Origin of the sequence: Limnohabitans sp. Hippo4, assembly GCF_003063605.1 — a bacterium.
Lineage (GTDB): Bacteria > Pseudomonadota > Gammaproteobacteria > Burkholderiales > Burkholderiaceae_C > Limnohabitans_A.
On record NZ_NESE01000002.1, the window covers coordinates 490,985 to 514,266 of the forward strand.

General features: G+C 53.2%; 25 protein-coding genes. 19 read left to right on the forward strand and 6 right to left on the reverse strand.

The annotated features are described in order from the left end of the window. Nucleotides 1-17: 17 nt before the first annotated feature. Complete coding sequence (locus B9Z46_RS07790; RefSeq protein WP_108255404.1) at nucleotides 18-992, reverse strand: NADPH:quinone oxidoreductase family protein; 975 nt, start codon at nucleotides 990-992, stop codon at nucleotides 18-20. A 101-nt stretch (nucleotides 993-1,093) separates the two neighbouring features. Here B9Z46_RS07790 and surE point away from each other — a divergent pair, with 101 nt between their 5' ends. From surE to rlmD, 4 genes are read left to right on the forward strand one after another with little or no spacing between them, the layout of a single operon-like run. Further along, entirely contained in the window at nucleotides 1,094-1,858 is a 765-nt protein-coding gene (gene surE / locus B9Z46_RS07795) for a 5'/3'-nucleotidase SurE (RefSeq protein ID WP_108255406.1), read from the forward strand. Then, nucleotides 1,855-2,637 (forward strand): protein-L-isoaspartate(D-aspartate) O-methyltransferase, encoded by a 783-nt coding sequence (locus tag B9Z46_RS07800; protein ID WP_369907420.1) that lies wholly within the window; start codon nucleotides 1,855-1,857, stop codon nucleotides 2,635-2,637. The genes surE and B9Z46_RS07800 overlap by 4 nt, the downstream gene beginning before the upstream one ends. A 10-nt stretch (nucleotides 2,638-2,647) precedes the next feature. Beyond that, a complete protein-coding gene (locus B9Z46_RS07805) occupies nucleotides 2,648-3,508 on the forward strand; it encodes a peptidoglycan DD-metalloendopeptidase family protein (protein WP_108255410.1) in 861 nt (286 codons plus the stop codon). Then, nucleotides 3,505-4,944: a 23S rRNA (uracil(1939)-C(5))-methyltransferase RlmD gene (gene rlmD, locus B9Z46_RS07810; RefSeq protein ID WP_108255412.1), complete on the forward strand. Its 1,440-nt coding sequence runs from the start codon at nucleotides 3,505-3,507 to the stop codon at nucleotides 4,942-4,944. The genes B9Z46_RS07805 and rlmD overlap by 4 nt, the downstream gene beginning before the upstream one ends. 86 nt (nucleotides 4,945-5,030) lie before the next feature. Here the strand turns inward: rlmD and B9Z46_RS07815 are convergent, their stop codons facing one another. Beyond that, nucleotides 5,031-5,729 (reverse strand): Bax inhibitor-1/YccA family protein, encoded by a 699-nt coding sequence (locus tag B9Z46_RS07815; RefSeq protein WP_108255414.1) that lies wholly within the window; start codon nucleotides 5,727-5,729, stop codon nucleotides 5,031-5,033. A 174-nt stretch (nucleotides 5,730-5,903) separates the two neighbouring features. Here B9Z46_RS07815 and B9Z46_RS07820 point away from each other — a divergent pair, with 174 nt between their 5' ends. Continuing rightward, a complete protein-coding gene (locus tag B9Z46_RS07820; protein ID WP_055361051.1) occupies nucleotides 5,904-6,311 on the forward strand; it encodes a heme-binding protein in 408 nt (135 codons plus the stop codon). A 3-nt stretch (nucleotides 6,312-6,314) separates the two neighbouring features. Here the strand turns inward: B9Z46_RS07820 and B9Z46_RS07825 are convergent, their stop codons facing one another. Both B9Z46_RS07825 and ilvD read right to left on the reverse strand, forming a co-directional pair. Next, on the reverse strand, nucleotides 6,315-6,653 hold the full coding sequence (locus tag B9Z46_RS07825; RefSeq protein ID WP_108255416.1) for a c-type cytochrome: 339 nt from the start codon (nucleotides 6,651-6,653) through the stop codon (nucleotides 6,315-6,317). A 7-nt stretch (nucleotides 6,654-6,660) separates the two neighbouring features. Further along, nucleotides 6,661-8,373, reverse strand: a complete 1,713-nt coding sequence (gene ilvD / locus B9Z46_RS07830) for a dihydroxy-acid dehydratase (RefSeq protein WP_108255418.1) — start codon at nucleotides 8,371-8,373, stop codon at nucleotides 6,661-6,663. A gap of 130 nt (nucleotides 8,374-8,503) precedes the next feature. Between ilvD and lgt the strand changes: the two genes are divergently transcribed. Genes lgt through B9Z46_RS07845 form a run of 3 tightly spaced genes read left to right on the forward strand, consistent with a single transcriptional unit; the run spans nucleotide 8,504 to nucleotide 11,890 of the window. Continuing rightward, nucleotides 8,504-9,304 (forward strand): prolipoprotein diacylglyceryl transferase, encoded by an 801-nt coding sequence (lgt, locus tag B9Z46_RS07835; protein WP_055361048.1) that lies wholly within the window; start codon nucleotides 8,504-8,506, stop codon nucleotides 9,302-9,304. Nucleotides 9,305-9,347: 43 nt separating this feature from the next. Then, on the forward strand, nucleotides 9,348-10,343 hold the full coding sequence (locus B9Z46_RS07840) for a tripartite tricarboxylate transporter substrate binding protein (RefSeq protein WP_108255419.1): 996 nt from the start codon (nucleotides 9,348-9,350) through the stop codon (nucleotides 10,341-10,343). A gap of 2 nt (nucleotides 10,344-10,345) precedes the next feature. Next, nucleotides 10,346-11,890, forward strand: a complete 1,545-nt coding sequence (locus B9Z46_RS07845; protein ID WP_108255421.1) for a malonyl-CoA synthase — start codon at nucleotides 10,346-10,348, stop codon at nucleotides 11,888-11,890. Here the strand turns inward: B9Z46_RS07845 and B9Z46_RS07850 are convergent. Further along, on the reverse strand, nucleotides 11,882-12,325 hold the full coding sequence (locus B9Z46_RS07850; RefSeq protein ID WP_055361046.1) for a universal stress protein: 444 nt from the start codon (nucleotides 12,323-12,325) through the stop codon (nucleotides 11,882-11,884). The genes B9Z46_RS07845 and B9Z46_RS07850 overlap by 9 nt on opposite strands. 103 nt (nucleotides 12,326-12,428) lie before the next feature. Between B9Z46_RS07850 and B9Z46_RS07855 the strand changes: the two genes are divergently transcribed. The 9 genes from B9Z46_RS07855 (at nucleotide 12,429) to B9Z46_RS07895 (ending at nucleotide 20,268) form a co-directional block, all read left to right on the forward strand. Then, nucleotides 12,429-14,738, forward strand: coding sequence for a cation-translocating P-type ATPase (locus B9Z46_RS07855; protein ID WP_108255423.1), 2,310 nt, complete (start codon nucleotides 12,429-12,431; stop codon nucleotides 14,736-14,738). Beyond that, nucleotides 14,738-14,875: a cbb3-type cytochrome oxidase assembly protein CcoS gene (gene ccoS, locus B9Z46_RS07860; RefSeq protein ID WP_055361044.1), complete on the forward strand. Its 138-nt coding sequence runs from the start codon at nucleotides 14,738-14,740 to the stop codon at nucleotides 14,873-14,875. Before B9Z46_RS07855 ends, ccoS begins: the two co-directional genes overlap by 1 nt. 65 nt (nucleotides 14,876-14,940) lie before the next feature. Continuing rightward, nucleotides 14,941-16,374: a cytochrome-c oxidase, cbb3-type subunit I gene (gene ccoN, locus B9Z46_RS07865; protein ID WP_055361043.1), complete on the forward strand. Its 1,434-nt coding sequence runs from the start codon at nucleotides 14,941-14,943 to the stop codon at nucleotides 16,372-16,374. A gap of 21 nt (nucleotides 16,375-16,395) precedes the next feature. After that, nucleotides 16,396-17,022, forward strand: a complete 627-nt coding sequence (ccoO, locus tag B9Z46_RS07870; protein WP_108255425.1) for a cytochrome-c oxidase, cbb3-type subunit II — start codon at nucleotides 16,396-16,398, stop codon at nucleotides 17,020-17,022. A 14-nt stretch (nucleotides 17,023-17,036) separates the two neighbouring features. After that, complete coding sequence (locus tag B9Z46_RS07875; RefSeq protein WP_055361041.1) at nucleotides 17,037-17,177, forward strand: CcoQ/FixQ family Cbb3-type cytochrome c oxidase assembly chaperone; 141 nt, start codon at nucleotides 17,037-17,039, stop codon at nucleotides 17,175-17,177. Nucleotides 17,178-17,212: 35 nt separating this feature from the next. Further along, the gene (ccoP, locus tag B9Z46_RS07880) at nucleotides 17,213-18,124 is read left to right on the forward strand and encodes a cytochrome-c oxidase, cbb3-type subunit III (RefSeq protein ID WP_108255427.1); all 912 of its coding nucleotides are present in this window, start codon (nucleotides 17,213-17,215) and stop codon (nucleotides 18,122-18,124) included. A gap of 29 nt (nucleotides 18,125-18,153) precedes the next feature. Continuing rightward, the gene (gene ccoG, locus B9Z46_RS07885; protein ID WP_108255429.1) at nucleotides 18,154-19,626 is read left to right on the forward strand and encodes a cytochrome c oxidase accessory protein CcoG; all 1,473 of its coding nucleotides are present in this window, start codon (nucleotides 18,154-18,156) and stop codon (nucleotides 19,624-19,626) included. Nucleotides 19,627-19,663: 37 nt separating this feature from the next. Beyond that, nucleotides 19,664-19,945 (forward strand): nitrogen fixation protein FixH, encoded by a 282-nt coding sequence (locus B9Z46_RS07890; protein WP_108255431.1) that lies wholly within the window; start codon nucleotides 19,664-19,666, stop codon nucleotides 19,943-19,945. 17 nt (nucleotides 19,946-19,962) lie between these two features. Next, the gene (locus B9Z46_RS07895) at nucleotides 19,963-20,268 is read left to right on the forward strand and encodes a hypothetical protein (RefSeq protein WP_055361037.1); all 306 of its coding nucleotides are present in this window, start codon (nucleotides 19,963-19,965) and stop codon (nucleotides 20,266-20,268) included. Between the two features lie 16 nt (nucleotides 20,269-20,284). On the opposite strand, the gene fnr is transcribed toward B9Z46_RS07895, so the two are convergent. Next, a complete protein-coding gene (gene fnr / locus B9Z46_RS07900; RefSeq protein WP_108255433.1) occupies nucleotides 20,285-21,007 on the reverse strand; it encodes a fumarate/nitrate reduction transcriptional regulator Fnr in 723 nt (240 codons plus the stop codon). Nucleotides 21,008-21,212: 205 nt separating this feature from the next. Here fnr and hemN point away from each other — a divergent pair, with 205 nt between their 5' ends. Next, the gene (gene hemN, locus B9Z46_RS07905; protein WP_108255435.1) at nucleotides 21,213-22,595 is read left to right on the forward strand and encodes an oxygen-independent coproporphyrinogen III oxidase; all 1,383 of its coding nucleotides are present in this window, start codon (nucleotides 21,213-21,215) and stop codon (nucleotides 22,593-22,595) included. A 6-nt stretch (nucleotides 22,596-22,601) separates the two neighbouring features. Further along, entirely contained in the window at nucleotides 22,602-23,276 is a 675-nt protein-coding gene (locus tag B9Z46_RS07910; protein ID WP_108255437.1) for a sulfite exporter TauE/SafE family protein, read from the forward strand. Nucleotides 23,277-23,282: the final 6 nt, after the last annotated feature.

The window sequence follows — 23,282 nt, forward strand, 5'->3', positions numbered from 1 at the left end:
GCTCGAAGGGTGAGGCCTTAGTTGACCATCACCAATTTGCCCATCACACCGCGTGAGCCCATGTGCGCATAAGCGGCCTTCAGGTCGCTCATGGGCATGGTGCGGTCAATGGCGGGTTTGACTTTGCCTTGGGCATACCACTGTGCCAATTCGGCCATCATGGCGGCATTGGCTTGGGGTTCGCGGCGCGCAAAGTCGCCCCAGAACACACCCACAATGGAGGCACCTTTGAGCAAGGCCAAGTTGAAGGGCAGGGCAGGGATGGGGCCGGCTGCAAAGCCCACCACCAGGTAACGACCGCGCCAAGCAATGGAGCGGAAAGCCGGCTCTGCGAAGTCACCCCCCACGGGGTCGTAAATGACATCGGGGCCTTTGCCTTCCGTGAGGGTTTTCAAAACCTCACGCATGTTTTGTGTGGTGTAGTTGATGGTTTCATCGGCGCCCAAGGATTTGCAAAGCGCACATTTTTCATCGGTTGAGGCAGCTGCAATGACGCGCGCACCTGCGGCCTTGGCAATTTGAATGGCCGCTGTTCCCACGCCGCCCGCAGCTCCCAAGACCAACACTGTTTCGCCCGCTTTGAGGGCCGCTCGGTCGATCAGGGCGTGGTGCGAGGTGGCGTAAATCATGATGAAGGCTGCGGCGTCGACAGCGGGAAAACCTGCAGGAAGGGGCATGCACAACTTGGCCGGAGCCAAGGTGTGGGTGCCAAAGCCACCGGTGCCCGACAAACAGGCCACGGATTGACCGACCTTGAGGTGGGTCACGCCTTCGCCAACGGCTTCAATCACACCGGCATATTCCGACCCTGGCACAAAGGGCAGGTCGGGTTTCATTTGGTACTTGTTTTGAACGATCAAGAGGTCCGGAAAGTTCAAACTGGCCGCTTCAATGCGGATCAGGACTTGACCGGCCTGCGGACTTGGCGTGGGCAACTCTTTCCAAGTTAAAGCCTCAACGCCGACGGGATTTTCACAAAGCCAAGCGTGCACAGAAATTCTCCTCAAAAACACACAATTCCTTGAATATAAAGGCCCAGGTCGTCATCGGGATGTCTCGGTAGCGACCTACAATTGAGGGCTAGGACACCCCCATGAAAATTCTCATTTCCAACGACGACGGATACCGTGCTGACGGCATTGTGGCGCTTTACCACGCCCTCAAACAAGTGGCCGATGTTGAGGTGGTGGCACCCGAGCACAACAACAGCGCCAAGTCCAACGCATTGACCTTGCATTCCCCGCTTTATGTTCGGCAAGGTGAAAACGGTTTTCGATATGTCAACGGAACGCCTGCAGACTGTGTGCACATTGCATTGACGGGTTTGTTGGGCTATCGCCCTGACTTGGTTGTCTCTGGCATCAACAACGGTGCCAACATGGGCGACGACACCCTTTACTCTGGCACCGTAGGCGCAGCCATGGAAGGGTACTTGTTTGGCATCCCTGCGCTGGCATTTTCACAAACTGAAAAGGGTTGGGCTCACTTAGACCAAGCGGCCGAGTTTGCCAAAAACATGGTGGCGCAATTTGAAGAAGCGCAGTTGATTGGCAAGTCACCGTGGCTCTTGAATGTCAACATCCCTAACACTTCGGCCCATTGGAAAAATGCCAAGCTGTGCCGTTTGGGCCGACGGCATGCTGCCGAACCCGTCATTACACAGCTCAGTCCGCGCGGCGAAACCATGTACTGGATTGGCAATGCGGGTGAAGCCATGGACGATGGCGAGGGCACCGATTTCCATGCTGCTAAAAATGGTCACGTCACCATCACGCCTTTGAAGGTCGATTTAACGGACCATGAGAACGCCGGCATGTGGTCGCAAAACTTGTCCAAGTTAAAGGTGTGGGGTGCTTGATGGCACAACGACCTGGGTTTCCGCTGAAGTTAGAGAAGGCCTCGCCTGCGCCTCGCTCGCTGAAAACCAATGCGCCGGTGAAATCGGCACTTCAATCTGACGTCAAGTCTGCTCCCATGCTGTCTCAAAACTTGGGCATGGACTCCAGCGCTGTGCGACAGCGCATGGTGCAAAAGTTGGCAGCGCAAGGACTGCAGGACCCCATGGTTTTGCAAGCCATGGGCACGGTTGAGCGTCATCGGTTTGTAGAAAGTGCCTTGGTCGCGCAAGCCTACGAAGACACCAGCTTGCCCATCGGTTTGGGGCAAACCATTTCCAAACCCAATGTGGTGGCCCGCATGATTGAGCTGTTGCGCGAAGGCGCCGATGGCAAGTTGGGTCGCGTGCTCGAAATCGGCACGGGTTGTGGTTATCAAGCGGCAGTCTTAAGTCATGTGGCCACCGAGGTCTATAGCATCGAGCGATTAAAAGGTTTGCACGAAAAAGCGCGCGCCAATTTAAGGCACTTTCGTTTGGCCAATGTGCACCTGTTGTTTGGCGACGGCATGCTGGGGTATCCCAAAGGTGCACCCTATGCTGCGATCATTTCTGCAGCGGGTGGCGAGTCTGTGCCTCAAGCTTGGCTCGATCAATTGGCCGTTGGTGGCCGTTTGGTTGCGCCGACTGTGACTGCCAGTGGTCAGCAAGCTTTGATGGTGATCGACAAGACCCCCCATGGCTTCAAGCAAAACGTGCTCGAAGCCGTTCACTTTGTCCCTCTAAAATCGGGTGTCTCCTGAAGGATTTGGCATGAAATTGATAGGTGTCCGTCACGTTTTGACGGTAGTTTGTTTTTCAGCATTAGCTACGTTGGTGGGCTGTAGTGCAAAGCCGCGTGGCCCTATTCCTGTAGAAGACCGTGTGGCAGGCCAAAGCAGTTCGCGCACTGCCAAAGCCCCTGCGCCTCAAGCCAATCCAAGCATGGGTGCTGTCAGCACGCCTATTTCGATGGGGGCATCCATGCCCGGTTCTGAGAATGCAGGCAAGCCAGGCTACTACAGCGTTCGTCCAGGTGACACCCTGACCAAAATTGCCCTTGACCATGGACAAGCTTGGCGTGACATTGCCAAATGGAATGGCCTAGACAACCCCAACGTGATTGAAGTTGACCAGGTCCTTCGTGTGGCACCTTTGCCTGTAGAGACCAAAGTGGCTGCTGCCCCAAAGCCTGCTGCCGTACCTCCCCAACAAAGCCCCCAGCCTGCACCCCAAGCGCCTTCAACATCCAACAATGCCGAGGATGGTTTGACTTTTGCATGGCCGCATTCGGGTCAAATACTGGCTGGCTTTGATGAAGCCAAAAACAAGGGTCTAGACTTTGCAGGCAAGGCGGGCGACCCCGTGCTGGCAGCTGCCGACGGTAAGGTGGTGTATGCGGGTTCTGGCCTCAGAGGTTATGGCAACTTGGTGATCTTGAAGCACAACAACACCTACCTCACAGCCTACGCGCACAACCAAAGTTTGCTGGTTAAAGAAGATCAAGCCGTGGTCAAAGGTCAACGCATTGCAGAAATGGGAAGTTCGGATGCCGACCGTGTGAAGTTGCATTTTGAAATTCGCAAGCAAGGCAAACCTGTCGACCCTTCTAAATTTTTGCCTTCACGTCCATGAGCAAACAAAGCGATTCTTCGAGAGAAGAACAAACACAAGAGATCATTTTCGGCCGCACTGATTTGCCCGAAGGTTGGTTGCACATTGATGCGCTCGACATGGAGGCCCAAGGCATTGCCAGGCGCCCTGATGGTAAAGTTGTTTTTGTAGAAGGCGCACTGCCGTTTGAGCAAGTGTCTGTCAATGTTCATCGCAAGAAAAACAATTGGGAGGCGGGTGTTGTCACTGCTGTTCATCAAGAATCTTCACAACGTGTGAAGCCTGGCTGTCCGCATTTTGGATTGCATGCGGGTGCATGCGGTGGTTGCAAAATGCAGCACCTGGAAGCCAGTGCGCAAGTGGCGGTCAAGCAACGTGTCCTCGAAGACAACTTGTGGCACTTGGGCAAAGTCAAACCTGAAAATTTGCTGCGTCCCATGGAAGGGCCCAGCTGGGGTTACCGATACCGTGCCCGCATGTCGGTCCGCTACGTTCACAAAAAAGGCGAAGTTTTGATCGGCTTTCACGAGCGCAAGAGTCGCTATGTGGCCGATATCAAAACCTGCCGCGTTTTACCGCCCAACATCAGCGCCATGCTGATGGCTTTGCGAGAACTTATTTTTGGCATGGATGCGCGTGAAACTGTGCCCCAAATTGAATTGGCCCAAGGCGACACGGTCACTGCCTTGGTGTTGCGACATCTCGAGCCACTCACACAGGCCGATCAAGAACGCTTGCGTGCGTTCGCAAAACAGCATGACGTTCAATGGTGGTTGCAAATCAAAGGCCCGGACACCGTGAAGTTGATGGACGAGGGCGGTCCTGAATTGTCATACGACCTGCCCGATTTTGGCGTTCACATGCCTTTCAAGCCCACCGATTTCACGCAGGTCAATCCGCACATCAACCGAGTCTTGGTGACACGCGCTTTGCGTTTACTCAAGCCCGAAGCTCACGAACGCGTGATCGATTGGTTTTGTGGCTTGGGTAATTTCACATTGCCGATTGCCACCACGGCCAAAGAAGTGGTGGGCATCGAAGGATCAGAAACCTTGGTGGCGCGCTCTCGCGACAATTTTGCGCGCAATCAAGGCATGCGAGGTGCGGGCAAGCCGTTGGCACCAACCCAATTCATTGCGCGCAATTTGTTTGAAATGACGCCCGAGATGCTGATGGCCGATGGCATTGCTGACAAGTGGCTGATCGATCCGCCCAGAGAGGGTGCGTTTGCTTTGGCCAAGTCTTTGGCTGAATTGCACGAAAACACCGAACTGCGCGGTCAATGGCAATTTCCAAAACGCATTGTGTATGTCAGCTGCAACCCCGCCACCTTGGCCCGTGATGCGGGCCTGTTGGTCCACAGAGCTGGCTACCGTTGCCTCAGTGCCGGCGTGATCAACATGTTTGCACACACCGCCCACGTGGAAAGCATGGCTGTATTTGAGAGAATTGTTTGAAAAAAAAGCATCTGAGCCTTTGACAACTCAGATGCTTGGACAGTGACCAAGTCCAAAGGCTTGGCGCTATGTGCCCTTAGTCGCTCTTAGTCGCGCTCGCCCCCCATGATGCCCAACAAGGCCAGCAGGCTTTGGAACACGTTGAACAAGTCCATGTAGAGCATGAGGGTGGCGCTGATGTAATTGGTTTCACCGCCATCCAAAATTTGCTTCAGGTCGTACAACATGTAGGCGCTGAAAATACCGATGGCAGCCACCGACAAGGCCATCATGCCAGCTGTAGAGCCTACAAAGATGTTGACGATGCCACCGACCATCAAGACCAAGGCGCCGACAAACAACCACTTGCCCATGCCAGACAAGTCGCGCTTGATGACGCTGGCCAAAGTGGCCATGACAGCAAACACACCGGCAGTGCCCGCAAAAGCCGTCATGATGAGGTCTGAGCCGTTTTTAAAGCCCAGCACCATGGCAATCATGCGAGAAAGCATGAGGCCCATGAAGAACGTAAAGCCCAGCAAGACAAACACGCCTGTGGAGGAGTCTTTGGTCTTCTCGATGGCAAACATAAAGCCAATGGCACCGCCCAAGAAGACGACCAAACCTAGGCCACCACCCAAAGACTGCGTGATGCCTGTGGCCACGCCAAGCCAAGCGCCCAAGACGGTTGGCAAGAGGCTCAGTGCCAACAACCAATAGGTGTTGCGCATGACCTTGTTGCGCTCTGCTGGCGTGCTGACAACGTCGCCCCAGCTGGGTTGTTCAATGTTTTGAAGATCGCTCATGTGTGAACTCCTAATAATCCACCCTGTATCGGGTAGGCAAATTGTAGGGCTTGTAACCCAAAATGCCCTATTTGCCGAAGTATTCAGGGTCTTTTGTGTAGTGACCTGAGTGAATGCAATGCGATCCCTTGCCTGAGGTATCCTTGCGGATCATTTTTTCACCTCCAGAGAACCATGAAAACTCAATCCAGCCTCGAACTGTCAGACATCCAAGCCATTGCAGCCGCAGCCCAAGCGGAAGCCCAAAAGAACAATTGGGCTGTGAGCATTGCCATTGTGGATGCGGGTGGCCATTTGTTCCATTTCCAACGTTTGGATGGCGCGCCGCCCATTTCCGCACACATTGCACCTGCCAAAGCCAAAACAGCAGCCTTGGGTCGCCGTGAAAGCAAAATTTACGAAGATGTGATCAATGGCGGCCGCGTGTCCTTCTTGTCAGCACCTGAAGTTGAAGGTTTGCTGGAAGGTGGCGTGCCGATCATGAAAGATGGCTTCTGCTTGGGTGCAGTGGGCGTCAGCGGCGTGAAGTCCAACGAAGATGCGCAAATTGCCAAAGCAGGCATTGCTGCCATCGGCCTTTGAAGATTACTTCAAGCTGAGAATCCAAGAGGCCAAAGTTTTGGCCTCTTTTTCATTGACTTGCGGATTGCTGGGCATGGGCACAGGCCCCCAAACACCGGCGCCACCTTGTTGAATTTTGAGCGCCAGTTTGTCAGACGCATTGGGGTCGGCTGCATATTTTTTAGCAACGTCTTTGTAAGACGGTCCGACCATTTTCCGTTCTAAAGCATGGCAACCCATGCAGTTCTTTTTGCTCGCCAAAGCTTGGTCTGCCCAAACGGGCAAGCACACTGTGCAGGCGAGGGCTGACGCCGTCAAACCCCACCGCACACTTTGAAAGCAAGAGCTTGCAAAGTTCGCCATGTGCCGATCAATACAAATCAAGCACAGCGCCTTTGCTGGCGCTTGAAGCATTGAACGCAAACTTGGCTTGCACACCCCGTGTGTAACGCGGTGCGGGCGCAGTCCAGTTGGCACGGCGCTTGGCAATTTCTGCCTCAGGCACGTTCAATTCCAAAATCAGTTTGTGGGCATCGATGGTGATGGAGTCGCCTTCGTTGACAAACGCAATGGTGCCGCCAGCTGCGGCTTCAGGAGCCACGTGACCTACCACCATGCCCCAGGTACCGCCAGAGAAGCGGCCATCGGTAATCAGGCCCACGCTTTCGCCCAAACCGGCGCCAATGAGCGCGCCTGTGGGGGCTAACATTTCGGGCATGCCAGGGCCGCCTTTGGGGCCAAGGTAACGCAAGACCATCACGTCACCAGCTTTGATCTTGCCGTCCAAAATGGCTTGCAATGCAGACTGCTCATCGTTGAACACGCGGGCAGGGCCTGTGATGACAGGGTTCTTTAAGCCGGTAATTTTGGCCACAGCACCTTCAGGTGATAAGTTGCCTTTCAGAATGGCCAAGTGGCCTTCTGCGTACATGGGCTTGTCGATGGGGCGAATGACATCTTGGTCGGCGCGAGGTGCGTCTGGAATGTCTTTCAAGTTTTCGGCCACTGTTTTGCCGGTGATGGTGATGCAATCGCCATGCAACAAACCTGCCTTCAACAAGACCTTCATGACTTGAGGAATACCGCCGGCGCGGTGCAAGTCAACGGCCAAATATTGACCGCTTGGCTTCAAGTCGCAAATGACGGGAATCTTTTTACGCATGCGCTCAAAGTCGTCAATGGTCCACTCCACTCCGGCGGTGTGAGCGATGGCCAAGAAGTGCAACACCGCGTTGGTCGAACCACCAGTGGCCATGATCACTGCCACTGCATTTTCAATCGATTTTTTGGTAACGATATCGCGGGGCTTCAAGTCATTCTTGATGGCTTCAATCAGAACCTTGGCAGATGCTTTGGCCGAGTTTTTGGTCTCGTCATGGGGGTTGGCCATGGTGGAGGAGAATGGCAGTGACATGCCCAGTGCTTCAAACGCAGAAGACATGGTGTTGGCCGTGTACATGCCACCGCATGAGCCGGTGCCAGGAATGGCGCGCTTTTCGATTTCTTTCAAATCGAAGTCGCTCAAATTGCCCGCAGCGTTTTGACCCACAGCTTCAAACACGCTCACGATGTTGAGGTCTTTGTTTTGATAGCGGCCTGGCAGAATGGTGCCGCCATACACATAGATAGCTGGCACATTGGCGCGCAAGATGCCCATCATGCCGCCGGGCATGTTTTTGTCACAGCCACCCACCACCAAGACGCCGTCCATCCATTGGCCTTGCACGCAGGTTTCGATGCAGTCGGAAATCACTTCGCGGCTAACCAAGGAATACTTCATGCCTTCGGTGCCCATGGCCATGCCATCAGAAATGGTGGGCGTACCAAAAATCTGAGCGTTGCCACCGGCTTCTTCAATGCCTGCCACTGCAGCGTCTGCCAGTTTTTGTAAACCGCTGTTGCAAGGGGTGATTGTGCTGTGACCGTTGGCCACGCCCACCATAGGTTTCACAAAATCACCTTCTTCGTAGCCCATGGCGTAGTACATCGAGCGATTGGGCGCCCGTGATTTGCCTTGCGTGATGTTGGCACTGCGGCGATTGATGGCGCCAGCGGGTTGGATGGGGATGATTTTTTCGCTCATGTTAGGTGTCTGATTGAGTCAAGAATTTAAGCCTAGGGTGGTCATTCTAAGGGAGAGTCAGGAAGAACCCCTAGAACTTAGGGCATATAAGGGTGCATCGGGGTCCATGAACAGGGCACAATCTCCCCCCATGTTGATTCACCCCCAAATTAACCCTGTGGCGCTGCAAGTGGGGCCCATTGCTGTTCACTGGTATGGCCTGACCTACCTTGCCGCATTTGGCTTGTTTTTCCTTTTGGCCAGCAAACGTCTTCAGCACGAGCCCTATTCGCGATTACCCCAATGGACCCTGAGGGATGTGGAAGACATCTTGTTTGCGGGTGTTTTGGGTGTGGTGTTGGGTGGCCGCATTGGTTATTGCTTGTTTTATCAACCCGCCTACTATTTCTCGCACCCCCTCGAAGTGGCCTATGTTTGGCAAGGCGGTATGAGTTTTCATGGAGGCTTGTTGGGTGTGATGGCGTCCATGGTGTGGTTTGCCAAAACACGACAACGCCCTTTTTTCCAGGTGATGGACTTTGTGGCGCCCTGTGTTCCAACGGGTTTGGCAGCCGGACGCATCGGTAACTTCATCAATGGTGAGTTATGGGGGCGCCAAGCGGATGCCGACTTGCCTTGGGGCATGGTTTTTAGAGGGGCAGGAGACTTTCCCAGGCATCCTTCGCAAATTTACCAATTCTTGCTAGAAGGCCTGCTCCTGTTTGTGGTGATGTGGCTCTTTGCGCGCAAAGACAGGCCCATGGGTCAAGTATCGGCTGTGTTTTTGATGGGCTATGGCAGCCTTCGCTTCATTGCCGAGTTTTTCAGAGAGCCCGATGCGCACCTCGGCTTGTTGTCGATGGGGCTCAGCATGGGGCAGTGGTTGTGTGTGCCCATGATGTTGCTGGGTGTGATTTTGTACGTTGCGGTGAACAAGCCAAAGAATGCTTGACACTTATCGGTGGGTTGGTTTCATTTGATCAAAGGAGACAAACATGCAGTTTTCAAAAGACGGTATTCAAAGACGCTCGCTGTTGCAGTGGGCCGCGGCCACATCCGCAGCACCGCTGATGCCCGCATTGGCCCAATCTGCTTGGCCAACCAAACCGGTCAACATGATCGTGCCTTTCCCTGCAGGCGGCGGCACGGATGCATTTGCCAGGCCCTTGTCGGCCATTTTTTCAAAGCAAACCGGCAAGCAACTGATCATTGACAACCGAGGTGGTGCGGGCGGTACCTTGGGTGCAGGCATTGCAGCCAAGGCAGCCCCTGATGGCTACAACTACTTCATGGGTGCGGTTCACCATACCATCGCGCCTAGCATGTACCCCAAGCTTGATTACGACCTTGAACGTGATTTGGTGCCTTTGATTTTTGTGGCAGCCGTGCCGCAGGTTTTGGTGGTCAACCCTAAAAAAGTCGCCGCCAACAACATGAAAGAGTTTCTGGATTTCGTGAAGAAAAATCCAGGTCGACTCAATTATGGTTCTGCTGGTGGCGGTACCTCGCATCATTTGGCGGGGGAGCTGTTCAAGCTGCAAACGCAAACCTTCATCACCCACATTCCATACCGCGGTGCAGGCCCAGCTTTGCAAGATTTGATTTCTGGCAATGTCGACATGATGTTTGATGGTTTGGGTTCTTCGGCAGCTCACATCAAGGGTGGCAGAATCAAGGCGCTGATGGTCTCTGGTACCAAGCGCAATCCTGCATTTCCAGATGTACCCTGTTCATCTGAAGTCGGCTTGCCTGATTACACGGTGAGTACTTGGTACGGACTCTGGGCGCCCAAAGGGACGCCCTCAGAGGCTCAAGGGCGCATGATCGAAGAGGTGCGCAAAGCTTGTCAAAGTGATGATGCCAAGGCTGTTTGGGCAGCACAAGGCGCAGATTTTCCCAATTTGACAGGTGCACAATTTGATGCATTCATCAAAACTGAATTACGCAAATGGAGTCAAGTGGTGAAAGCCTCTGGCGCAAAATTGGATTGAAGATGTCACAAGAGAATTTGTTTGCTGCACTGCGTGCTGCTTTTCCTGCCAACTTAGATGAAGTGGCTGTCGAAACAGACCACGGTTTGAAGTACTCATGGCGTGACCTGGACCGTGCCAGTGCCATGCTGGCCAATTTGCTGGATGGTTTGAAACTGCCCAAAGGCAGTCGCATTGCGGTGCAGGTTGAAAAGTCTGTCGAAGCCATGATGTTGTATCTGGCAACGCTACGGGCGGGCTACGTGTTCTTGCCATTGAACACCGCCTACCAAAGTGCCGAGATTGAATACTTCATTGGCAATGCCGAGCCGGCCGTGGTGGTGTGTACGGGCGCCAATTTTGGTTGGGTTAGCAAGATTGCCTTCAAAGCCGGTACCCAGCATGTGTTCACCTTGAACGACGACCGCACGGGCACCTTGCTTGAACGCGCAGTTCACCACAAAGACCAGCACAAGATTGCAGTCAAAGGTGCAGGCGATTTGGCTGCCATCCTGTACACCAGTGGCACCACGGGCCGCAGCAAAGGCGCCATGCTGACACATGGCAACATGCTCAGCAATGCCCAAACCCTTCGAACTTATTGGGGTTGGAAAAAGGGTGACGTGCTCATTCATGCCTTGCCCATTTTTCATGTGCACGGTTTGTTTGTGGCCATTCATGGTGCCTTGATCAATGGCAGCAAAATGATTTGGATGGCCAAATTTGACCCCAAATTTGTCATCGCCAAAATGCCCGAAGCAACGGTGTTCATGGGCGTCCCCACTTTGTATGTTCGCCTTTTGGCCGAGCCTGGATTGACAAAGCAAGCCGCACGCAACATGCGCTTGTTCATTGCAGGCTCTGCACCCTTGTTGATTGAAACTTTCACTGAGTGGCAGCAACGCACCGGTCACACCATCTTGGAGCGTTATGGCATGAGCGAAACCGTCATGCTGACCTCCAATCCTTACGCAGCAGACAAGCGGCATGGGGGGCAAAGTGAGCGTCGTGGCGGTACGGTCGGATTTCCTTTGCCTGGCGTCAAATTGCGCGTGCAAGGCGACGATGGCAAAGCTTTACCTGTGGGCGAAATTGGCAACATCCAGGTCAAAGGCCCGAACGTGTTTCAAGCCTACTGGCGCATGCCCGAAAAAACAAAAGAAGAGTTCACCTCAGACGGCTTTTTCAAAACGGGCGATGTGGGCAAAATTGACGAGCGTGGTTATGTCACCATTGTGGGACGCAGCAAAGACTTGATCATCAGCGGCGGCTACAACGTCTACCCTGCAGAGATTGAAGGCTACATCAATGAAATGCCTGGCGTCGCTGAAAGCGCGTTGGTGGGCGTACCGCATCCTGATTTTGGTGAAGTAGGTGTGGCCATTGTGATTGCCAAGCCTGGCGCGCAAATAGACGCAGACAAGATCATTGCGACCTTGAAATCGCAACTGGCCAATTTCAAGATACCCAAAAAGTGTTTCGTGGTGCCGGAGCTGCCTCGAAACACCATGGGCAAAGTGCAGAAAAATTTATTGCGAGATCAGCACAAAAATTTATTCTCAGCGTAAGACCAAGACTGGCACATGGCAGTGTGTCAGCACTTGTTGAGTCTCACTGCCCAGCAGTAAACGCTTGATGCCTTTGCGGCCATGTGAGGCCATCACGACCAAATCAGCTTTGTGTTTTTTGGCAGCGGCAATGATGGCATCGGAGACGATGTCGGAGCGGCTGACCACGCCTTTGGCTTTGACGCCTTTGGCGGATGCCGCTTTTTGAACGGCATCGACAGCTGCTTGCGCCTCGTCTGTCCATTGGGCCTCAATGCGTGCCACATCTTTGGCATTCAGGGGAATGCTGCCTTCGAAATAGGCCTGAGGATAACGAGGCACTACTTTCAGGGCAATCAATTCGGCGCCGCAGGTAGCGGCCAAGCCAATGGCGTCGGCAACTGCTTTTTTGGACAGGGTTGAGCCGTCGGTGGCAACAAGAATACGTGCATACATGGTGTGCTCCTTTTGAAGTGATGACCAAAGTCTAAAACTCTCAATTTCGCCCGTCTTGATGTAAATCAAGTTTCATGAAAGCTTGCGCCCTTATCTTCAGGGCATGGCTCAGCAAGCACTCCTTCCCGATTTAGAGGTTTTGACATCTCAATGGTCTTTGCTTGATCATGCCCAGGAATGGTCCGATTTCAGTCAAGCCAGTGCCCTTGAACCCGGCCAATGGACTTCCAGTGTGGTGTTTGAAGGCATGCATTGCACCGCGTGTGCGATCAACATTGAAGAGGCATTGATGTCTGTGCCCGGTGTCAAGTCGGCGCAAATCAGTGCAGCGAGTCACAGGGGTCGGGTGGTCTGGTCGGCCGATCAAACCCAGCCTTCGCAGTGGATGAGGGCAGTTGCTCAGTTGGGCTATCGTACCGTCCCTGCCAATGATGCCTTGGCCAATGAAGCGCGCCGGGAAGACGCTCGCAAAATGCTGTGGCGCTGGAGTGTTGCGGGACTTTGCATGATGCAGGTCATGATGTACGCAACCCCTGTTTACATGAGTGAGCCCCAGGACATCGCACCTGACATGGTGCAGTTGTTACGCTGGGCTTCATGGGTGCTGTCGCTGCCTGTTTTGTTTTTTTCTTGCATGCCTTTTTTCAAAACGGCATGGCTTGATTTGAAGCAGCGAAAAATCAGCATGGACCTGCCCGTGGCCATTGGCATGGGCGTGACCTTTGTGGTGAGCACCATGGGCACGTTCGAGCCACAGGGGCCTTTTGGTGCAGAAGTTTATTTTGACTCCTTCACCATGTTCGTTTTCTTTTTGCTCACGGGTCGTTGGTTAGAGCTCAGGTTGCGCGACAAAACGGCAGGAGCGTTAGAAGCCGTCATGAACAGACTGCCGGATGCCGTGCACCGAAAGTCCCTGAACGGCCTCTGGGAGTTAACGACCCTGCGACATTTGCGCGTGCAAGATGTCATTCAAGTCAAGCCTGGTGAAGCTTTTGCGGCGGATGCCAACATCGTGCAGGGTGAAACGCAAGTGGATGAAGCGCTTTTGACGGGAGAGTCAAAACCCTTGCCCCGATCGCCAGGTGAACGCGTGTTGGCGGGCAGTTTGAATTTAACGGGCACGGTTGAAGTGCAAGTCTTGTCCGTGGGCAAGCAAACCCGATTCGGTCAAATGGTGGCCTTGATGGAAAGTGCTGCAGTTTCAAAACCCAGCATGGCCCTGTTAGCCGATCGGGTGGCCAAGCCCTTTTTGTGGGGCGTCTTGCTTGTGGCCGCACTGGCCGCAGCTTGGGGTTGGCAAGACAGCCCTGCGCATGCGTTGATGGTGGCGGTCTCGGTGCTGATCGTGACATGTCCTTGTGCGTTGTCGCTTGCAACGCCGGCGGCCATGCTGTCTGCGGCAGGTGCGTTGGCCCGCGCTGGCGTTATGTTGCGCAGCTTGCAAGCTCTTCAGAGCTTGGCACAAGTTGATACGGTGATCTTTGACAAAACGGGCACCCTGACCCAAGAGGACTTTAGTCTCCAGCGCATTCTCACCCGAGAGGGTGTATCAGATCAGCAAGCCTTGTTTTTGGCGGCTGGATTGGCGAAGCACTCCCTGCACCCTGTGTCCAGGTCTTTGGTGCGCGCCAATGTTCACACGTCGGATGTTCAGCCCCAGTTGGAGAACATTCAGGAATTTGCGGGGCAGGGCGTTCAAGCGACATGGCGTCAAAGCGACAACAGGGACGGTGTCGACAATCGAAAAGAGCTGCGTTTGGGCTCAGCAGCGTTCTGCGGCTTGCCATCCATGCAGGGTGATGTGTTGCAGGCCTGTCTCAGCGACCAAGAGGGTTGGTTGGCCACCTTCGAGTTTGCCGAAACACCGCGCGAGGAAGCATTAGCGACTTTGCAAGCTTTGAAGCAAATGGGTTTGCGCGTTCGCGTGTTGTCCGGAGATGGTCAAGCGTCTGTATCGCATCTTGCTGCGCGCTTGAACATTGCCGATGCCATGGGTGCTTGTTCGCCTGAAGAAAAGCTCCAACAAGTGAAACTGGAACAGGCCCAAGGGCATCGGGTTGCGATGGTGGGCGATGGTCTGAATGACGGCCCTGTGTTGGCAGGGGCTGATGTGTCTTTTGCTCTGGGTCAGGCGCTGCCATTGGCGCAATCCAAGGCTGACTTTGTGTTCATGGCCAGTGATTTGAAGCCCTTGGTGGCCACCTTTTGTTTGAGCCGAAAAACGCTCCAAATTGTGCGTCAAAACCTCATTTGGGCGGCGGTCTACAACTTCTCTTGTGTGCCGTTGGCGGTGTTGGGCTATTTGCCAGCTTGGTTGGCAGGCCTAGGCATGGCATGCAGTTCTCTGGGTGTGGTGTTGAACGCCATGCGATTGTCCAAAACCCTTCAGTTTGATGTGAAAGGACTTGCCTGATGGACATCCTGTATTTGTTGATCCCTCTGTCGGTGGCCTTGGTCTTTTTCATCCTGGCAGGCCTCTGGTGGGCTGTGAACCGCGGTCAGTTTGAAGACATAGAGGCAGAAGGGGAGCGAATTCTTAGAAATGATTGACTTAAGTCAACCTAAGCGTTTGCCCTAACTGCGACACTAGATTCGTATTTTTAGAAGAGGTGAAAATGAAATTTGCCAACGAACAGGCAGGCGTCTACAGCGATACCGTTGTCAGACAATTTGCCATCATGACGGTGGTTTGGGGTGTAGTGGGCATGCTGGTTGGCGTGATCATTGCAGCTCAATTGACTTGGCCAGAGCTCAACTTTGGCATTCCATGGCTCAGTTACGGCCGTTTGCGTCCTTTGCACACCAATGCCGTGATTTTTGCGTTTGGCGGTTGCGGCTTGTTCGCTTCGGCCTATTACGTGGTTCAAAGAACCTGCCATGTTCGCTTGTTTGCCGAGAAGTTGGCTTCCTTCACCTTTTGGGGTTGGCAGCTGGTTATCTTGGCGGCAGCCATCACTTTACCTTTGGGTTACACCAGTGGCAAAGAATATGCCGAACTCGAGTGGCCCATTGACATCCTGATCACACTGGTCTGGGTGTCTTTTGCCATTGTGTTCTTTGGCACGGTTGGCACCCGCAAGGTGCGCCACATTTACGTGGCCAACTGGTTCTTTGGTGCCTTCATCATTGCCGTAGCCTTGTTGCACTTGGTCAACAGCGCGGCCATGCCTGTGGGTCTCATGAAGTCTTACTCTGCTTACGCCGGTGTGCAAGACGCCATGGTGCAATGGTGGTACGGCCACAATGCGGTGGGCTTCTTCTTGACCGCAGGCTTCTTGGGCATGATGTACTACTTCATTCCGAAGCAAGCAGAGCGCCCCGTCTACAGCTACCGCTTGTCGATTGTTCACTTCTGGGCACTCATCTTCACCTACATGTGGGCGGGCCCTCACCACTTGCACTACACCGCATTGCCCGACTGGACGCAGTCTTTGGGTATGGTGTTCTCGCTCATTTTGTTGGCGCCAAGCTGGGGCGGCATGATCAATGGTGTCATGACCTTGTCTGGCGCTTGGCACAAACTTCGCGATGACCCCGTGCTGCGCTTCCTCATTGTGTCCTTGTCCTTCTATGGCATGTCCACTTTTGAAGGTCCCATGATGTCCATCAAAACTGTGAACGCTTTGTCTCACTACACCGACTGGACCGTGGGTCACGTGCACTCGGGTGCTTTGGGTTGGGTGGGCTTGGTCACCATGGGCACCATGTACTACCTGATTCCTCGTTTGTTCGGTCAGAAAAAGATGTACAGCGTGAAGGCCATTGAAGCGCACTTCTGGATTGCCACGATCGGCATCGTGATTTACATCGCGGCCATGTGGATTGCTGGCGTGATGCAAGGTTTGATGTGGCGCTCTGTCAATGCAGACGGTACCTTGACTTACACCTTTGTTGAGTCTGTCAAAGCCACTTATCCCTTCTACATGTTGCGTTTGTTGGGTGGTTTGTTGTACTTGGGCGGCATGTTGATCATGTTGTGGAACACGCTGAAAACAGCCACCAATGGCCGTGCCGTTGATGTGCAAATTCCAGCACCCGCACACGCCTAACAGCATCAGGAGAAAAATAAGATGTCCAATCCTTCAAATTCCGGTGGCATGTCCCACGAGAAAATTGAAACCAGCAACTTCCTGATGATCGTTCTGATCTTGGTGGTGTTGTTGTTCGGCGGTATGGTCGAAATCGTGCCGTTGTTTTTCCAAAAATCAACCACAGAGCCTGTGCCTGGTTTGAAGTCCTACACAGCCTTGCAAGTGGCGGGTCGCGATATTTATGTGCGTGAAGGTTGCTACAACTGCCACTCCCAAATGATTCGACCCTTCCGCGCTGAAACATTGCGTTACGGTCCTTACTCCGTGGCGGGTGAGTTTGTGTACGACCATCCCTTCCAATGGGGCAGCAAGCGCACAGGTCCCGACCTAGCACGTGTCGGCGGCAAATACTCAGACGACTGGCATCGCATTCACCTGATCAACCCACGTGATTTGGTGCCTGAATCCAACATGCCTGCGTACGCATGGTTGGAAAAAGCGCCAGTCGATGGTGACAGCTTGCCGGCTCACATGAACGGGCTTCGCAAGCTCGGTGCGCCTTACAGCGACGAAGAAATTGCCAAAGCCACGGAAGACGTGAAAGGCAAAACTGAATTGGATGCTGTGATTGCCTACCTGCAAGGCATGGGCATTCACCGCAAATAAAGGGAGCACAGAACATGGATGTCAACACACTTCGATCGGTTGTGACCGTGCTTACCTTCATCTTGTTCCTTGGAATTTTGGTGTGGACACTGTCTAAGCGTCGTTCAGCAGACTTTGAAGAGGCGGCCAAGCTGCCCTTCGGTCAAGACGACTGAAGACCCCAGATCAACGAATAGAAAGAGAATCTGAAATGAGTGACTTCACAAGCAATTTCTGGTCTTTGTATGTGGCCGGCATTGCGTTGGTCGGCATCGTGGCATGTTTGCTGTTGCTGTACTTCAGCGGCAAAGCCAAAGCCATGACCGCCCACGACAACACCACAGGGCACGTTTGGGATGGCGATTTGCGTGAAATGAACAATCCATTGCCACGTTGGTGGGTGGGTCTGTTTTTAATCACCATCGTGTTTGCATTGGCTTACCTTGCGCTGTACCCGGGCTTGGGTAACAGTGCGGGTAAATTGGGCTGGTCATCAGCGGGTCAATACGATGCAGAAGTGGCCAAAGCCAATCAAGCGCTTGAACCTTTGTACGCCAAATTTGCTGGCATGCCGCCAGAAGACGTGGCCAAAGATCCCCAAGCCATGGCCATCGGCGATCGTTTGTTCATGAACAATTGTGCTCAGTGCCACGGCTCTGATGCGCGAGGTGGCAAAGGCTTCCCCAATTTGACCGACAAAGATTGGTTATACGGTGGCACCCACGAAAAAATCAAAGAAACATTGGTGAAGGGGCGCATAGGTAATATGCCCCCCATGGCAGCTGCTGTGGGATCTGCTGACGATGTTCGCAATGTGGCGCACTATGTCTTGAGTTTGTCCAACAGCCCGCACGATGCGTTGCGCGCTTCTTTGGGTAAGCCTAAGTTTGTAGCCTGTGCGGCTTGTCACGGCCCTGATGGCAAAGGTAACCAAACCATTGGTGCGCCTAACCTGACGGATGACATCTGGCTTCATGGTTGGGGTGAAAACGCCATCATTGCCATGGTCAACAACGGCAAGGTCAATCAGATGCCCGCACAAGCAGGCAAACTCACAGATCCACAACTTCATGTCTTGGCTTCGTATGTTTGGGGTCTCTCCAATCAGCCGGCTGCTAAATAATCTGCGGCTAAATCATCAAGAGAACTGTTTTGGAATCTGCAGATCAGACAAAGCGTAAAGTGATCCCCATTGTTCCTTCCCAAGAAGGGGCGATCGATGCCTCCGAAGAGGGCGCATGGGGTGAACTTTATGCGTCCCATCAAAAAATTTACCCGCGAAGTGTTCAAGGCATTTTTGCCAAATGGCGCTGGGGGTTCGTTTTTTTAACGCAAATTATTTTTTATTGCTTGCCCTGGCTAGAGTGGGGGCAGCGCCAAGCGGTGCTCTTTGATTTGGGTGTCAGGCGCTTTTATATTTTTGGCATCGTTCTCTATCCACAAGACTTCATTTATTTGACAGGCTTGTTGGTCATCTCCGCATTTTCTTTGTTCTTATTCACCGCCATCGCGGGTCGTTTGTGGTGTGGCTATGCATGCCCTCAAACGGTCTACAGCGAAATTTTCATGTGGATAGAGCGCAAAGTGGAGGGCGATCGCACAGCGCGCATGCGCCTTGACTCTCAAGACATGTCCTTGGAGAAACTGGTCAAGAAATGGTACAAACATTTCCTTTGGATTGGTTTGTCCATTTGGACTGGCTTTACCTTTGTTGGTTACTTCACACCCATCCGTGAACTGGGCATGGAATTCTTTTTGGGCAACATGTCGTCCTGGGAAGTGTTTTGGGTCTTCTTCTACGGCTTTGCCACCTACGGCAATGCCGGCTTCATGCGCGAACAAGTTTGCAAGTACATGTGCCCCTATGCGCGCTTTCAAAGCGCCATGTTCGACAAAGACACCCTGATTGTCACGTACGACGCAGAGCGCGGTGAACCGCGGGGCGCACGTTCCAAAAAAGCAGATTTGGCCACCCTGAGTTTAGGTGCGTGCGTTGATTGCACTTTGTGTGTGCAAGTTTGCCCCACAGGCATCGACATTCGCAATGGCTTGCAATACGAATGCATTGGCTGCGGCGCATGTGCCGATGTCTGTGACACCGTGATGGACAAGGTGGGATATCCGCGGGGCTTGGTGAAATATTCCACCCAACATGCGATGCAAAACAAGTGGACTTCGTCGCAAACCTTGAAGCACATCTTCAGGCCTCGGGTGCTCATTTATACAGGTATTTTGTTGTTGGTCGTGGCCTTGTTGTTTGGCAGTTTGCTGACGCGAAAGTCCTTCAAAGTGGATGTGGTTCGCGACAGGGCAACATTGGCGCGGATCGTCAGCGGCGGCAACATTGAAAATGTGTACCGTTTGCAGATCATGAATGCCGCTGAAAAACGCCAACATTTCAAAGTGACGGCTGAGGGCATGTATGAACTGAAAGTGCTCACAGACTCCGAAGATTTGACGGTGGAGTCCACCCAATCACGTTGGGTTTCAGTTCGACTTCAAGTTCCTTATGATTCCGCCGTGCCTGGTTCATACCCTGTGCGATTTACCATTGAAGCTTCGGATGACAACGAAACAGGCCATACGCTGCTTGAAGAGAAGTCTGTCTTTTTAATTCCGCGATAAGCTTCATCCGACTCACACATCAAGAAACGAGCGCTTCATGAATACAAACACTTTGACGCATTCAAATGTGAGCCAAGCCAAGCCTTGGTGGTCGTTTGGCATGGTCTGGATGATCATTGCTGGCCCAGCTGTGGTGGTGGTGGCGGCTTTTGCGACGCTTTACTTGGCGATCACCATTCCCGACCCGGTCCTGCCAACTGAGGCACTGAACCCACGCAATGCCATTGAAAATCAAGAAAAATTAGACGCTGCCATGGCCCCTGCGCTGCAAGCTCGAAACCACGCAGCAACGGGCGTCGTTCCAGCCTCGAAAAAATAACAAAACTGGAGACAAACATGCTGGCTCAAAGACTGATGTGGATTGTGTGGCCCGCCTTTTTGGTGGCAGGCTTGCTAGAGTTGGTGGTGTTTGGCATGTTTGACCCCGAGGACATGCATTGGTTCGGTCAGCAAATGACCCTGTCAAGGCAAGGCGTGTACACCGTGTCATTTTTTGTGTTTTGGGCATTGGCCATGGTGTCGAGTAGCCTCACCACGCTGTTGTCCATGTCACCCTTCGAGGTCAATCGATGTCCTGTGCCGGTGGACAAACGCCCCCCCAATTGCACGCAAGGTGCAGAGGGCGACAAGGGTTGCTGCTAAGTCTTTGAACTGTGCCTCAATGGCATTGAGGTTGCGTATTCACCATGCGCTGTAGCGCCTCGGTGTCCAAAATTTTCACGTGGCGTTGTTTCACTTCGACAATGCCATCCTCGACAAATTTGGAGAAAGTGCGGCTGACTGTTTCAAGTTTGAGACCCAAGTAACTGCCAATTTCTTCGCGGGTCATGCGCAGAACCAATTCTGACTGTGAAAAACCGCGTGAGTGCAAGCGCTGCACCAAGTTCAACAAAAAGGCCGCCAAACGTTCCTCGGCACGCATGCTGCCCAACAACAGCATGACGCCATGTTCGCGCACGATTTCTCGGCTCATTATTTTGTGGACATGGTGTTGCAAGGCGGTTACCTCGCGGGAAATTTCTTCAATGCGATCAAAGGGCATGACGCAAACTTCGGCATCTTCTAAGGCCACTACATCGCAGCTGTGACGGTCGTTCACGATGCCATCTAGGCCAATGATTTCGCCAGCCATTTGAAAGCCGGTCACTTGGTCTCGGCCGTCTTCGGACGCCAAGCAAGTTTTGAAAAAACCTGTGCGAATGGCATACAGGGAGGTGAACTTTTCTCCATTGCTGAACAAGGTGCTGCCACGTTTGATTTTGCGGCGAGTGGCCACCACCTCATCTAGCTTTTGAAGGTCGTTGTCAGACAGGCCCATTGGCATGCAGAGTTCGCGTAAGTTGCAGTTGGAACATGCGACTTTGATAATTTCTGGTTTCATAGCGTTCTCGGTTCTGAAAAATGACATTGCGACAAGTCAAGGCCTTAGCTTATACCTACTTGATGCGATTGACGCATCTCAAGCTTTCATTAAACTTTTTTAAGGGGCCCAAGTACGCTTAATTTGATTTAAGTCAAGTTTTGGCGCTCCTTGAAAAGGCACATTAGCTAAAGCCTATAAATATGCCAGCCTTGGGAACTTCCGCATGTCCTTTTTGACGCCTGAATTGCTGACACGCTTTGACGTGCCAGGCCCCCGCTATACGTCCTACCCCACAGCAGACAGGTTTGTGGAAGCATTTTCCCAGCAGGATTTGCGTCAGGCGCTGGATTTGCGCAATCAAGGTCTGGGACAAAAAAACAGGCCTTTGTCGATCTATGTGCACATTCCATTTTGTGAGTCGCTTTGCTACTACTGTGCTTGCAACAAAATCATCACCAAGCACCACGAAAAAGCCGAACCCTACTTGCGCTATTTGGCCAAGGAAGTTGAGCTGTACACCTCGTCCATTGGCATAGGTCAGTCGGTCAGCCAGTTGCACCTGGGTGGCGGCACGCCCACTTTTTTGAGCAATGATGAGTTGCGCGAATTGATGTCTGTGCTCAAGCGCAGTTTCAACTTTGTTGCAGGCGGCGAATATTCGGTGGAAGTCGATCCCCGCACGGTGAATGACGAGCGCTTGGCTTTGCTGCTTGAATTGGGCTTTAACCGCTTGAGCTTTGGCGTTCAAGACTTTGACCCCGAGGTGCAAAAAGCAGTACACCGAATCCAACCTGCAGTCCAAGTTTTTGCGTTGGTGGCCTCTGCACGCAAGATGGGGTTTGAGTCGGTCAATGTCGATTTGATTTATGGATTGCCCAAGCAAACGCCTGAATCTTTTGACCGCACTTTGAAGCAAGTGAATGAGCTGCGTCCGGACCGTATTGCCTTGTACGCCTATGCCCATTTGCCAGAGCGTTTCAAACCGCAGCGCCGAATTTTGGCCGCTGAATTGCCAGTGGCTTCCAGCAAAATTGCCATGCTGTCACGGTCCATGGATGCGCTCATGAATGCGGGGTATGTGTATGTAGGCATGGACCACTTTGCTTTGCCAAGCGATGCCTTGGCCGTGGCCAAGCGCCAAGGCCGTTTGCACCGAAACTTCCAAGGCTACAGTACCCAGCCCGATTGCGATTTGATCGGCCTTGGCGTATCGGCCATTGGCCGCATGGGCGGTACCTACAGCCAAAACGCAAAGACCATGGAAGAGTATGTCGACATGCTCGACAACGGCCAATTGCCCATCGTCAAGGGTTTGGCTTTGTCGCGAGATGATCTGATCCGCCGTGCCTGGATCATGGCTATCATGTGTCAGGGCCATGTTCAGTACGATGCCTTCAACGAAGCTTGGCTGATCGATGCCAAAAAATACTTTGCCAGTGAATTGAGCCAACTTGAAAGCTTGCAGACGCAAGGTTTGGTAGAGTTGTCGGATGGCGGATTGCAAGTCACACCCATGGGCTGGTTTTTTGTTCGGGGTGTGGCCATGGTCTTTGACAAGTATTTGCAAGCTGACCGCAACCGAACTCGCTTTTCGAAAATCATCTAACGCTGCATGCAGACTTCCTTAGCCCTCACGGCTTTGATCATGGGATTGGCCGGTGGGCCACATTGCGTCGCCATGTGCGGCGCTGCCTGTGCAGGCATGGGGCAGGTGGCAGGCGCGAATCAAAACAGGGCGCTGTTGTCCTTCCAAATAGGACGCTGGCTGGGCTACAGCCTGATGGGCGGCTTGGCGGCCCTCAGTGTCCAAGCCTTGGGCTGGCTGACTGTTGAGTCAGCGGCCTTGAGGCCCGTCTGGAGCATGTTGCATGTGGCGGCCGTCGTCTTGGGCCTCTTGTTGATTTGGCAGGCCAAACAACCCGTTTGGCTCGATCAAAGTGCGCAGCAACTCTGGGCCAAAATTCGGCGCTTGAATGCCCATTGGGGAAAAATTGCACCGATGGTCGTTGGTGTTTTGTGGGCCCTGATGCCCTGCGGCCTGCTTTATTCAGCCCTCATGGTGGCGGCCCTCACGGGCAATGTGCTTGACGGTGCACTCACCATGGCTTGTTTTGCGCTGGGCAGTGGCGTGAGCTTGGGATTGGCGCCCTGGTTGCTCTTGAAGCTGAAAACCCTTGGGGACGGTGCTTGGGGCATTCGCCTGGCGGGTCTGGCGCTGGCCTGCACATCGGGCTGGGCCTTGTGGATGGGCTTGGCGCACAACCAAGCCCCTTGGTGCGTGACCTGACGGTGA

Excerpts from the sequence above, each read along its gene's own strand:
- surE (WP_108255406.1), top strand. The coding sequence starts at position 1,094 with ATGAAAATTCTCATTTCCAACGACGACGGATACCGTGCTGACGGCATT.
- B9Z46_RS07805 (WP_108255410.1), top strand. The coding sequence starts at position 2,648 with ATGAAATTGATAGGTGTCCGTCACGTTTTGACGGTAGTTTGTTTTTCA.
- rlmD (WP_108255412.1), top strand. The coding sequence starts at position 3,505 with ATGAGCAAACAAAGCGATTCTTCGAGAGAAGAACAAACACAAGAGATC.
- B9Z46_RS07815 (WP_108255414.1), bottom strand. The coding sequence starts at position 5,729 with ATGAGCGATCTTCAAAACATTGAACAACCCAGCTGGGGCGACGTTGTC.
- B9Z46_RS07820 (WP_055361051.1), top strand. The coding sequence starts at position 5,904 with ATGAAAACTCAATCCAGCCTCGAACTGTCAGACATCCAAGCCATTGCA.
- B9Z46_RS07825 (WP_108255416.1), bottom strand. The coding sequence starts at position 6,653 with ATGGCGAACTTTGCAAGCTCTTGCTTTCAAAGTGTGCGGTGGGGTTTG.
- ilvD (WP_108255418.1), bottom strand. The coding sequence starts at position 8,373 with ATGAGCGAAAAAATCATCCCCATCCAACCCGCTGGCGCCATCAATCGC.
- lgt (WP_055361048.1), top strand. The coding sequence starts at position 8,504 with ATGTTGATTCACCCCCAAATTAACCCTGTGGCGCTGCAAGTGGGGCCC.
- B9Z46_RS07840 (WP_108255419.1), top strand. The coding sequence starts at position 9,348 with ATGCAGTTTTCAAAAGACGGTATTCAAAGACGCTCGCTGTTGCAGTGG.
- B9Z46_RS07845 (WP_108255421.1), top strand. The coding sequence starts at position 10,346 with ATGTCACAAGAGAATTTGTTTGCTGCACTGCGTGCTGCTTTTCCTGCC.
- B9Z46_RS07850 (WP_055361046.1), bottom strand. The coding sequence starts at position 12,325 with ATGTATGCACGTATTCTTGTTGCCACCGACGGCTCAACCCTGTCCAAA.
- B9Z46_RS07855 (WP_108255423.1), top strand. The coding sequence starts at position 12,429 with ATGGCTCAGCAAGCACTCCTTCCCGATTTAGAGGTTTTGACATCTCAA.
- ccoS (WP_055361044.1), top strand. The coding sequence starts at position 14,738 with ATGGACATCCTGTATTTGTTGATCCCTCTGTCGGTGGCCTTGGTCTTT.
- ccoN (WP_055361043.1), top strand. The coding sequence starts at position 14,941 with ATGAAATTTGCCAACGAACAGGCAGGCGTCTACAGCGATACCGTTGTC.
- ccoO (WP_108255425.1), top strand. The coding sequence starts at position 16,396 with ATGTCCAATCCTTCAAATTCCGGTGGCATGTCCCACGAGAAAATTGAA.
- B9Z46_RS07875 (WP_055361041.1), top strand. The coding sequence starts at position 17,037 with ATGGATGTCAACACACTTCGATCGGTTGTGACCGTGCTTACCTTCATC.
- ccoP (WP_108255427.1), top strand. The coding sequence starts at position 17,213 with ATGAGTGACTTCACAAGCAATTTCTGGTCTTTGTATGTGGCCGGCATT.
- B9Z46_RS07890 (WP_108255431.1), top strand. The coding sequence starts at position 19,664 with ATGAATACAAACACTTTGACGCATTCAAATGTGAGCCAAGCCAAGCCT.
- B9Z46_RS07895 (WP_055361037.1), top strand. The coding sequence starts at position 19,963 with ATGCTGGCTCAAAGACTGATGTGGATTGTGTGGCCCGCCTTTTTGGTG.
- fnr (WP_108255433.1), bottom strand. The coding sequence starts at position 21,007 with ATGAAACCAGAAATTATCAAAGTCGCATGTTCCAACTGCAACTTACGC.
- hemN (WP_108255435.1), top strand. The coding sequence starts at position 21,213 with ATGTCCTTTTTGACGCCTGAATTGCTGACACGCTTTGACGTGCCAGGC.
- B9Z46_RS07910 (WP_108255437.1), top strand. The coding sequence starts at position 22,602 with ATGCAGACTTCCTTAGCCCTCACGGCTTTGATCATGGGATTGGCCGGT.